Source organism: Geofilum sp. OHC36d9, assembly GCF_052400685.1.
GTDB lineage: Bacteria > Bacteroidota > Bacteroidia > Bacteroidales > Marinilabiliaceae > CAZHHH01.
Map to the genome: position 1 here is coordinate 76,197 of NZ_JBQTGJ010000016.1, position 12,316 is coordinate 88,512.

5 protein-coding genes and 1 CRISPR repeat array are annotated in these 12,316 nt (G+C 39.7%); all 5 genes read left to right on the plus strand.

Translation table 11 applies throughout. The annotated features are described in order from the left end of the window. Nucleotides 1–6: 6 nt before the first annotated feature. A complete protein-coding gene (locus ACT3CD_RS13915) occupies nt 7–1,059 on the plus strand; it encodes a hypothetical protein (RefSeq protein WP_444646250.1) in 1,053 nt (350 codons plus the stop codon). A gap of 86 nt (nt 1,060–1,145) precedes the next feature. Next, on the plus strand, nt 1,146–1,721 hold the full coding sequence (locus ACT3CD_RS13920) for a transposase (RefSeq protein WP_444646251.1): 576 nt from the start codon (nt 1,146–1,148) through the stop codon (nt 1,719–1,721). A gap of 72 nt (nt 1,722–1,793) precedes the next feature. After that, the gene (cas4, locus tag ACT3CD_RS13925; protein ID WP_444646252.1) at nt 1,794–2,312 is read left to right on the plus strand and encodes a CRISPR-associated protein Cas4; all 519 of its coding nucleotides are present in this window, start codon (nt 1,794–1,796) and stop codon (nt 2,310–2,312) included. A gap of 105 nt (nt 2,313–2,417) precedes the next feature. After that, complete coding sequence (gene cas1b, locus ACT3CD_RS13930; protein WP_444646253.1) at nt 2,418–3,422, plus strand: type I-B CRISPR-associated endonuclease Cas1b; 1,005 nt, start codon at nt 2,418–2,420, stop codon at nt 3,420–3,422. Then, nucleotides 3,422–3,685 carry a CRISPR-associated endonuclease Cas2 gene (cas2, locus tag ACT3CD_RS13935; RefSeq protein WP_444646254.1) on the plus strand — a complete coding sequence of 88 codons (264 nt, stop codon included), beginning with the start codon at nt 3,422–3,424 and terminating at the stop codon, nt 3,683–3,685. Before cas1b ends, cas2 begins: the two co-directional genes overlap by 1 nt. A gap of 226 nt (nt 3,686–3,911) precedes the next feature. Next, a CRISPR array of direct repeats spans nt 3,912–11,890; the repeat unit is 30 nt; unit sequence CTACCAATCGGACCATTGTGGAATTGAAAT. Nucleotides 11,891–12,316: the final 426 nt, after the last annotated feature.

The following is a 12,316-nucleotide window of genomic DNA, read 5'->3' on the forward strand; positions in this document are numbered from 1 at the left end:
TACAAAATGACTACAATTTATATTAGAACATTAAAAAGAGCAGAACATACCGTTTTTTGTGTGGCCGATGGGCAAAAAACCTATTACGACCCGCAGTTTTCAAAACGTATTCCTTATTCGAGCGGACAACAGGTGAAACGTTCATTCATTGATTCTCTATCACGGGCATTAAATGAAATTCCTTCTCCAACGACTTTTGTTTTTTCAAAAAATTCGAAAGGTGAAATGAAAGAAGATGAAGTTTATGCTACTTGTGATCCAAGCTATGCCGATCAACTTTTTGGCGGTTGGATGAAAGCTTCAAAAGGGGGAAAAGATCGTACCATTAAGAGAAGAAGCCCTCTATCAATCTCATCCATGAGGGGATTACACCCCTTACTGGCCGGTGTCGATTCAGAAAATATTTCCTTTGACAGAAGCGACAGGCCCAACAATGAAGTCATTATTAGGAATGAAAAGGGAGAAGAACTTACTGAAGATCAAATTTCAGAATTACTAGTAGGTAAAGACCGAAGTTTAAGTCGCAAATGGATACCTGACAATCGCAGAGCCACCGGCCTTTTTGTTCAGGATATGGCCATTGATTTACGTCGCCTTTTTTGTGTGTTATTGAATAAACTGGAACCCGAAATTACCGATGAAACGGAAGCCAAATTACGCGAAGCTGGTTGGAAAGAAACTCAAACCGTTTTTGGAACTTGTTTAGTTGCACCTGCTGCTGTTCGTGAAAAATTAATTCCTGCCCTGGCTCATGCCATTATTAACTGGACCATTACATCAAATCAATCGCGAACGTTCAGTTTAATGGAAACATTGGCTGTTTCAATTTCAGACAATGCCAACAGAATTGCAGGTAGTATTCGTGCCAAATTAAAAGAAGAAGAAGAAAATAAGGCTGAACCCATAATTGAAGAAGATATGAAAGGTGTTGAAAGCTTTGTAACCCTTTCGGCAGGTGGATATATCCGCACAAAAAAAGAATCTGTCGATGCGTTAGACAAGGCGGAACAATACCTTATTAGTCAATTACTGGCTTTCGATTACGAAAATCAGTTATAAATAATTTTTAAACCTATAATATATAATACCTGACAGGTTTAAAAAACCTGTCAGGTATTATATTATAAAATCGTAAAAAAAACACCATGCCTGATCCACAAATACCTTTAGAATCCGGCAATTTTTACCATATCTATAACCGGGGTATAAATGGCTGCGACATTTTTAAAGAAGTCACCAATTATGAATATTTCCTGAGGCTTTACAATAAACATATCGACCCCATTGCTGATACTTACGCATGGGTGCTAATGGGAAATCATTTTCATTTGCTGGTGCGTATTAACGATCCAAACCTGACAGATTTAAAACCACCACACCAACATTTCTCCAATTTATTTAACGCCTATTCAAAAGCTTTCAACAAATTCAACAATCGTCATGGGGCCTTATTTGAACGTGCTTTTAAACGCAAATTGGTGAATAATCTGGATTATTTAAAAAAGTTGATCATCTACATTCACAACAATCCCGTCCATCACGGCTTTTGTAAACATCCGAAAGAATATTCATGGAGCAGTTACCTCACGTGCACATCCGACAAAAAAAGCAAATTAAAACGTGATGAGGTAATTAACTGGTTCGGTGGTGAAGCAAACTTCCGGACAAAACACGAAGAAAAATCGAATCACGACGAAATAAATAAATGGCTGAACTCGTAAAAATAAGATATAAACAATATTTTAATACTGACGGAATTTCAAAACCTGTCAGCATTATATAAATACGATAAGATGCAAATCACCGGAACTCATTTTAACTACTACCTCATCTGCCATCGGAAACTCTGGCTGTTTGCCAATGGCATCAATATGGAGTCGACATCCGACCTGGTGTTTGAAGGTAAATTGCTGCACGAAAACTCGTACTCACGTCGCAGCGAAAAGTATGAAGAAGTGGCCATCGATGGCATTAAGATTGACTATTACGACGCCAAAAATAAGGTAGTACACGAAATTAAAAAATCGACTAAACACGAAAAAGCGCACGAATGGCAGGTTAAATACTACCTATTCGTCCTTGAAAAAAACGGCATTACAGGCGCCACCGGCCTATTGGAATATCCTCGACAGCATAAAACCAAAGAAGTGTTGCTCACCATCCCCGACAAGACAGCTATTAACGACATGTTGGTCAAAATAAAAACCATTATTAATGGCGAAAATTGTCCACCCCGCATCTCTAAACCCAGGTGCAAAAATTGCAGCTACTACGATTTTTGTTACGCCGGCGAAAACGATCAACCTTTATAATATTACAATCTGCCTATTATAAAAAAAGACAGTCATTATGATCAGAACAACAAAGCCATTGCCGGCGATGGGCGGGTTCAAATTAACCAAACAAAATATTCACGTATGAAGAAGACCTACTACCTGTTTAACCCCGGTCGGTTACAACGCAACGACAACACCTTAAAGTTCACCCCTTACGATGAAGACAACCATGAACAGAAGCCTCGCTTTTTACCGGTCGAGAATGTGAGTGAATTGTATTGTTTTGGAAATTTAGAGGCCAACTCGGCTCTCTATAACTTCCTGGGACAGGCCCAGATTCCCGTCCATTTTTTCGATTATTACGAAAACTATACCGGCTCATTTATGCCTCGCGAAGGTTTATTATCGGGTAAAATGCTCATGGCACAGGCAAAATACCAACAAAACAAAAAGAAAAGGATTGACGTGGCTCAACGCATTTTAAACGGAGCCAGCTATAACATGGTAAAAAACCTTAAATACTATAACAATCGTGGCAAAGACCTCACGCCCATCATTGACATAATTGAATCATTATCCCAAAAAATACCAGCTACAACCGCCATTGACGAATTGATGGGCATTGAAGGAAATATCCGCAAGAACTATTACGAGGCATTCGAGCTTATCATCAACGACTTTAGCATGAACGGCCGAAGCTACCGGCCGCCTAAAAATGAAGTGAATGCGCTCATCTCTTTTGGCAATATGATGTGTTACAGCCAATGTTTAAGAGCCATTCATCAAACGCAACTCAACCCTACCATTAGTTTTTTGCATGAACCCGGAGAACGCCGTTTCTCGTTATCGCTCGACCTGGCCGAAATATTTAAACCGCTGTTGGTCGATCGGGTTATTTTCAAAGTACTGAATAAAAAAATGATTGCCACCAATCACTTTGAAGATAACCTGAACCGCGTATTACTGAAAAATGCAGGTAAAAAAATATTTGTCCAGGCTTTTGAAGACCGGTTGCAGGAAACCATTCAACATCGCAATTTAAACCGATCGGTGAGCTATAAACATCTCATAAAACTGGAATGCTATAAAATACAAAAGCACCTCCTGGGCATTGAAGAGTACAAACCCCTAAAAATGTACTGGTAATGTATGTAATATTAGTCTACGATGCAGGTGAAAAACGGGTCGGGAAAATGCTGAAACTGTGCCGCCGTTATCTCAACTGGATACAAAATTCCGTTTTCGAAGGGGAAATAACAGAAGCCAAATTGCAACAATTAAAATACGAAGCTGCAAACATTATGGATAAAGAGACCGACAGTTTAATTATCTTTAAAACGCGGCAGGAAAAATGGTTGGAGAAAGAAGTCGTAGGTCAGGAACGTCAAAAATTGGATAATTTTTTATGACCGGCGTCGTCGATCACCAACAACAGAACAAAAAATCAGAGCCAACAATTCAGGCTTACACAAAAAAAAGATCTTTGACATATTGAAAATAAACCACATAGATTACGTTGTCGATACTTAGGCAAAAGAGCATTTTAACCCATCGACAACTTTTTTGAATAAAAATGCTATTTTTGCCCCAGCTAGTTCATTGATAATGAACTATTTTTTTTGAGCCTTAAGACGACTACCAATCGGACCATTGTGGAATTGAAATTGTAGTGCCTGCAATTCATATTCGCCGGCACCATCTCACTACCAATCGGACCATTGTGGAATTGAAATTTGCCCTACATCATAAATACGTGAAAGCATTACAGCCTACCAATCGGACCATTGTGGAATTGAAATATTACCGATACTGTATTGCTCGCCAAAGTCGGCAATCTACCAATCGGACCATTGTGGAATTGAAATTATTTTAAGGCGACCTACTGCAAAAAAGCACAACCAGCTACCAATCGGACCATTGTGGAATTGAAATACGTTTTTGAACGTGACGGGGAAAGGGCTTGGCGGCTACCAATCGGACCATTGTGGAATTGAAATCACCAAATCATCTTCTTTAAACATTCGGCCAATAACCTACCAATCGGACCATTGTGGAATTGAAATTAAATTGGCACGCGGCGTACTGGATTTGCCGCGAACTACCAATCGGACCATTGTGGAATTGAAATACGCGTACAGAATAACGTCGCGCGCGTGTGGACGTGCTACCAATCGGACCATTGTGGAATTGAAATATAATGGCGTTTTTGGGCTATCACCTTTGTCGGCAGCTACCAATCGGACCATTGTGGAATTGAAATTCGTGGCGCGGATATATGAAACGAATGCCGTCCGCCTACCAATCGGACCATTGTGGAATTGAAATAAAAATGATCGGGCTTGATGGTGATTGGTGAAATTTACTACCAATCGGACCATTGTGGAATTGAAATAGGTTCACGGTACAGCATTTAGGAAGTGCAAGAATTCTACCAATCGGACCATTGTGGAATTGAAATTAAAATTGTCGAACCTGTTATATTCCGCGTCGTCCCACTACCAATCGGACCATTGTGGAATTGAAATGCGCGAACTTCTTAACGAAACAGGGGGGACTCTACTACCAATCGGACCATTGTGGAATTGAAATCGAAAACTAAAAAAAAGGTTGAAAAAACTCGTTTTACTACCAATCGGACCATTGTGGAATTGAAATTTACAACGCGTACGACGTAGAAGTCCTTGACATGATGCTACCAATCGGACCATTGTGGAATTGAAATTTACAACGCGTACGACGTAGAAGTCCTTGACATGACTACCAATCGGACCATTGTGGAATTGAAATGTGATAGTGATTTATGACGAGGATGGCACCGGCACGGCTACCAATCGGACCATTGTGGAATTGAAATCACTTTAACAAAAAAGGGTTTTGTAATTTGATTGAACTACCAATCGGACCATTGTGGAATTGAAATCTGATAAATACACTGGCAACCGATACTATAAAATTTCTACCAATCGGACCATTGTGGAATTGAAATAATTGTATCGCATTTGGGACAATAATCGCATACATGCTACCAATCGGACCATTGTGGAATTGAAATCATCGTGGAGTCCTGCTGCCGCAGATGTGTACGACTCTACCAATCGGACCATTGTGGAATTGAAATAAATTACGACACGCTAAAAGAAGAAGCTTTCGATACTACCAATCGGACCATTGTGGAATTGAAATAAAAAAGCATGGGCTGATCTTAAATCATTAATAGACTACCAATCGGACCATTGTGGAATTGAAATCCGACACAAAACGAGATAAATTTGTGGCAAATGTCCTACCAATCGGACCATTGTGGAATTGAAATTCCGTTTGTCGGTCGGTCTGTTTTGGAGAGTCGGGCTACCAATCGGACCATTGTGGAATTGAAATCTGCCTCCCGCGGCCGTGCCGGTGCCGTCCTCATCTACCAATCGGACCATTGTGGAATTGAAATTTATGCAAGCTAAAAAGGATTTGTTTGAAATGAAGGCTACCAATCGGACCATTGTGGAATTGAAATCCCGGTGAAATCATCAAAACACAAATCAGAATTCAAACTACCAATCGGACCATTGTGGAATTGAAATATAACATTAATTGTGATAAGACTTCTTCATCCTCAACTACCAATCGGACCATTGTGGAATTGAAATTAGATAAGACCATACATCGCAATTTTCATTGTAACTACCAATCGGACCATTGTGGAATTGAAATGAACGTAAGAATACATCACCGAGGAATTTTTTAAATCTACCAATCGGACCATTGTGGAATTGAAATTTATCCGTAATAGACAGCGTATATCTCGATCTCGATCTACCAATCGGACCATTGTGGAATTGAAATAACGTAGTCTCTGCCGTCACAGCTTTAAGTGTTGGCTACCAATCGGACCATTGTGGAATTGAAATGGTTAAAGGCAAATCCTCAAATTTTGGCCGCTCATGCTACCAATCGGACCATTGTGGAATTGAAATTTGTCATTGACATTAAACACAATCTTATCAGACAGACTACCAATCGGACCATTGTGGAATTGAAATGTAATATTCAGTATCTGACTGAAGCAATGGAAAAGTCTACCAATCGGACCATTGTGGAATTGAAATGCATTTTCAAGAGCTAACAATAATTCTTCATTGTTTCTACCAATCGGACCATTGTGGAATTGAAATTGGGCATTGCCCGAAATGACCTTTAAAGCCACCATCTACCAATCGGACCATTGTGGAATTGAAATAAGGAAATGATGGATATTGCTAAAACCATGGACAACTACCAATCGGACCATTGTGGAATTGAAATAAAGAAGATCCTAACCATAGCGATGAGAATTTTTCGCTACCAATCGGACCATTGTGGAATTGAAATGTGGAACCAATTCGCAATTGTTGTCACTTCCTTCCTACCAATCGGACCATTGTGGAATTGAAATGCATAAAAAGCGAACGGAATAATATCAGTTGCCGAACTACCAATCGGACCATTGTGGAATTGAAATGCATTTTCAAGAGCTAACAATAATTCTTCATTGTTTGCTACCAATCGGACCATTGTGGAATTGAAATTCGACTAACTCCTGATTCAGATATTTTGCATTTGCAACTACCAATCGGACCATTGTGGAATTGAAATGACGTACCGGATAATTTACCCTGTTCGTAGTCAATCTACCAATCGGACCATTGTGGAATTGAAATTTAGCATCGAATTCTAGACTAAAAGTAATATCCCACTACCAATCGGACCATTGTGGAATTGAAATATTATCGTTATTTGAAAGAATAGGATTTACTGATTTCTACCAATCGGACCATTGTGGAATTGAAATATATTCAATTGGATCAAGAATGATTTAGAATTATCCTACCAATCGGACCATTGTGGAATTGAAATTAGAAATCGGCAGAAGGTTTTATCTTTGCTCCTGCTACCAATCGGACCATTGTGGAATTGAAATACGCTCAACGTCGTCTCGAAATAATCCAGCGTTACCTACCAATCGGACCATTGTGGAATTGAAATAATCTCACGCGTTCATCTGTGGCTGATTTTAACGTTCTACCAATCGGACCATTGTGGAATTGAAATAGCACATAAACAACATCAGTAGTGCCAGGATACTTACTACCAATCGGACCATTGTGGAATTGAAATAAGGTATCAGAGGTATTTGAAGTAATTGATGATAGACTACCAATCGGACCATTGTGGAATTGAAATTTTTTCGGGGATAGTGCCGATTTTGAAGGTGAAGGCTACCAATCGGACCATTGTGGAATTGAAATCTAAATTAGCCGTCAAAGTCGGGTGTGAAGTTGTCGACTACCAATCGGACCATTGTGGAATTGAAATTCCGGAGTAGAGGTAATAATCGAGGCAGGTATTGTACTACCAATCGGACCATTGTGGAATTGAAATACTAATCTACCTTTTTCAATTTTGATTTTCCCTTTCTACCAATCGGACCATTGTGGAATTGAAATGATATTATTTTATACCCTCTTGTAGGGGCACACACACTACCAATCGGACCATTGTGGAATTGAAATGGCAAACGAAATTCTTGAAAAGCAAATGGCGATACTACCAATCGGACCATTGTGGAATTGAAATGCAAAAACGATTTGTTCCTTCATTTTTATGCCTGGCTACCAATCGGACCATTGTGGAATTGAAATCAAGAACATTATTAAGATGGTTAATCCTCTCATCTACCAATCGGACCATTGTGGAATTGAAATTGACAAGGCAATGTAAAAATAAATCTTTTGTCGGTGACTACCAATCGGACCATTGTGGAATTGAAATTTCGCAAAACAAAGCCTTACTCCCGTAAAGCTCTTTAACTACCAATCGGACCATTGTGGAATTGAAATGACTTAAAAATTCTGTATCGGTGTTCTCTACTCTGTCTACCAATCGGACCATTGTGGAATTGAAATACAATAGCTCCAGATGCCGATGCCAAATTGTTCACTACCAATCGGACCATTGTGGAATTGAAATACAAAAGAGCACATATAACAGAACATTCTCAATAGACTACCAATCGGACCATTGTGGAATTGAAATTTATGTGTAGTGGTAAAGAAAATGTAATTTTCAACTACCAATCGGACCATTGTGGAATTGAAATGGATGAATGCTGACTCCTAACAGCCCGTGAAAAAGGCTACCAATCGGACCATTGTGGAATTGAAATGTATTTTTTTATTATCAACGCTTTCATGGTCTATTCTACCAATCGGACCATTGTGGAATTGAAATGCGAGAGCTTCAACCGCTGTAATAATCTGAGTTGACTACCAATCGGACCATTGTGGAATTGAAATACCGAAACAGAGCTGACGCTTAAAGCAAAGATCTATTCTACCAATCGGACCATTGTGGAATTGAAATTTCGGCATAAATAGCCAATTCAGTTGCAGTCGTAATAACTACCAATCGGACCATTGTGGAATTGAAATTAGTTATCATTGCAATAACCTTCACAAAACGCAAAACTACCAATCGGACCATTGTGGAATTGAAATAAGCTAGCTTATCGTGATCTTGTAATATCAGATACGCTACCAATCGGACCATTGTGGAATTGAAATAATACACCTCCTCAAGGAGGCGAAGGTAAAAAAACTCTACCAATCGGACCATTGTGGAATTGAAATAAAAAAACAATGATAAACGATTTCAAGGCGGTGTCTACCAATCGGACCATTGTGGAATTGAAATTTTGTCGCGAAATCATGAGCGGCTAAATTAGCCGTCACTACCAATCGGACCATTGTGGAATTGAAATCTATTTATCGGGCAAATAAGGACACGTTCGACGGGCTACCAATCGGACCATTGTGGAATTGAAATACCATCCCTTCTATTATAAAGGCAAAAAAACTTTATCTACCAATCGGACCATTGTGGAATTGAAATTTGACAAGTTTTTAGTATACCTTGCCGTTAAATTACTACCAATCGGACCATTGTGGAATTGAAATTTGCTGAATCATTAACTGTTTGTTTGTTTGCTGTTTCTACCAATCGGACCATTGTGGAATTGAAATTTATAGTATTTGATGTCTGCAAGGAAATCCTGTGCACTACCAATCGGACCATTGTGGAATTGAAATTTAGAATATTCCTTGAAAGAACTGAAAGTGTTCGTTCTACCAATCGGACCATTGTGGAATTGAAATACGAGGGATATTATATGGGAAGCGAACAATCCCTTCCTACCAATCGGACCATTGTGGAATTGAAATTAATCACTGACAAACAATGATGCATTGCTTCCAGCTACCAATCGGACCATTGTGGAATTGAAATGAATTAATCGCAAGACATCGACTTTTGCCGGATAGGCTACCAATCGGACCATTGTGGAATTGAAATGGGCGCTCGCCGGCCTTTTGTCGGTCGGTCTGTTTACTACCAATCGGACCATTGTGGAATTGAAATCACATACTTATTAATTCCTGACTTATGGAATAAACTACTACCAATCGGACCATTGTGGAATTGAAATTGGGAAACACCTTATCAATTATGGCGTCGAAAAACTACCAATCGGACCATTGTGGAATTGAAATGCGATAAGGTTAATGCTATCCCTAACATGAACGCGACTACCAATCGGACCATTGTGGAATTGAAATAAGGACTTAAAAGATGAGGTCGATATTGAAACATGCTACCAATCGGACCATTGTGGAATTGAAATTATCAAAAAAAGACACCAAAATACGCGCAGGAATGGCTACCAATCGGACCATTGTGGAATTGAAATTCCGTCAGCTCAATGAGTTATCTCCTGAATATCTCGCTACCAATCGGACCATTGTGGAATTGAAATAGATTATTGCATACGTGTTAATAATTGGGTTCATAGCTACCAATCGGACCATTGTGGAATTGAAATCGGTAGAGGTCTTAAAACGTATAAGGGCGTATTACTACCAATCGGACCATTGTGGAATTGAAATGAACCAGTTTCGCTTTGGCACATGATCGACTTGTGCCTACCAATCGGACCATTGTGGAATTGAAATTTTCAAAGATGGTATCTGGAAAGAAATGGGTATTTCTACCAATCGGACCATTGTGGAATTGAAATACTATAAGATCGTTACTACTAGGTCAAAGATGGGTAGCTACCAATCGGACCATTGTGGAATTGAAATTAATCAGCAACTCCTGGCGAAACTTCTGAGCTGCTCTACCAATCGGACCATTGTGGAATTGAAATCTCTTCTGTACAATTGAACTCATGTGGGCCTGGAAACTACCAATCGGACCATTGTGGAATTGAAATGGCGTGGGTTGATAACACAACGCACGCCTGGCAAAAACTACCAATCGGACCATTGTGGAATTGAAATACTGGATTGTTAACATTCGTTTAATCAGCATTTCGGACTACCAATCGGACCATTGTGGAATTGAAATTTTGTGTCGGAATTGTCAAAAAAGCAAACAGCGAAACTACCAATCGGACCATTGTGGAATTGAAATAATAGGCGTTCGTGAGGCTACTGGGAACAACGACGGCTACCAATCGGACCATTGTGGAATTGAAATTCGTGAGGGGCTTCCTTCCCTAGCTCGGTAATCAAACTACCAATCGGACCATTGTGGAATTGAAATGGGCGTCTTCATCATCACTTGGCCGGCCGGACAGTCTACCAATCGGACCATTGTGGAATTGAAATCTGCTATTATTCCGGCTTTAGCGAAAGAATATGACCTACCAATCGGACCATTGTGGAATTGAAATCGCAGCAAACAGCCTGCTTTTAGGTTCGATGTAATGCTACCAATCGGACCATTGTGGAATTGAAATTGTCGTTAATAAATTAGTTTTTACAAAATCTAATTGTCTACCAATCGGACCATTGTGGAATTGAAATTCAAATGCGAGGATGTCCGTCGCTGATATTGATAGCTACCAATCGGACCATCGTGGAATTGAAATTACAATTAATTTCGCATAATCCATCAGCTGTTGGCTACCAATCGGACCATCGTGGAATTGAAATCAAATCACATATTTCATTGTACACACAAGGGTCAATCTACCAATCGGACCATCGTGGAATTGAAATACCGGAACCGTACTTTCGATCGCCATCGACGACATGGCTACCAATCGGACCATCGTGGAATTGAAATCATTTGATTTAAAGATTGAAGAAACACCGGAAGCACTACCAATCGGACCACTGTGGAATTGAAATATGATCGCGATGTCTTACTTTCTTTTGCTAAGTCATCTACCAATCGGACCATTGTGGAATTGAAATTTTATCACAGATATTCTTTTTATTTTTCCTCCCTCTACCAATCGGACCATTGTGGAATTGAAATATTGCTTCATTAGGGGCATTAGGAGCTGGTGTTTACTACCAATCGGACCATTGTGGAATTGAAATTCGGTAAACGGTCTTGGTGAATTATATGAGGATGACTACCAATCGGACCATCGTGGAATTGAAATAAATTATAGTTCTGCTCTAACACCGCCCCAGTCTGATCTACCAATCGGACCATCGTGGAATTGAAATAGAACAGCTATCACTACAGTAAACCGGACGATTTTTCTACCAATCGGACCATCGTGGAATTGAAACTTCCTGTTCATGGCATTCCGTCCGGCCTGATTGCCACTACCAATTGTCACAAAATGGAAAACATCATGGCATATATACCATAAAGAACAACAAACCTGGCTTTTAATCTTGTCCGACATTTTCAGAACACTCGTAACAAATCTTAAACTTTTACGTGAATGCCATTTCCAGCGAACAACGATTCCTCCGACAACCAAAAAACCGCGTGCCACAAAGAAAAAGAACCACCCCTTTTTAACTCATACACCTTGAGACAGTAGTCTCATACGCCTTGAGACAGTAGTCTCATACACCTTGAGACAGTAGTCTCATACACCTGGAGACAGTAGTCTCATACACCATGAGACAATAGTCTCATACGCCTTGAGACAGTAGTCTCATACACCTTGAGACAGTAGTCTCATACACCTTGAGACAGTAGTCTCA

Excerpts from the sequence above, each read along its gene's own strand:
- ACT3CD_RS13915 (WP_444646250.1), top strand. The coding sequence starts at position 7 with ATGACTACAATTTATATTAGAACATTAAAAAGAGCAGAACATACCGTT.
- cas2 (WP_444646254.1), top strand. The coding sequence starts at position 3,422 with ATGTATGTAATATTAGTCTACGATGCAGGTGAAAAACGGGTCGGGAAA.
- cas4 (WP_444646252.1), top strand. The coding sequence starts at position 1,794 with ATGCAAATCACCGGAACTCATTTTAACTACTACCTCATCTGCCATCGG.
- ACT3CD_RS13920 (WP_444646251.1), top strand. The coding sequence starts at position 1,146 with ATGCCTGATCCACAAATACCTTTAGAATCCGGCAATTTTTACCATATC.
- cas1b (WP_444646253.1), top strand. The coding sequence starts at position 2,418 with ATGAAGAAGACCTACTACCTGTTTAACCCCGGTCGGTTACAACGCAAC.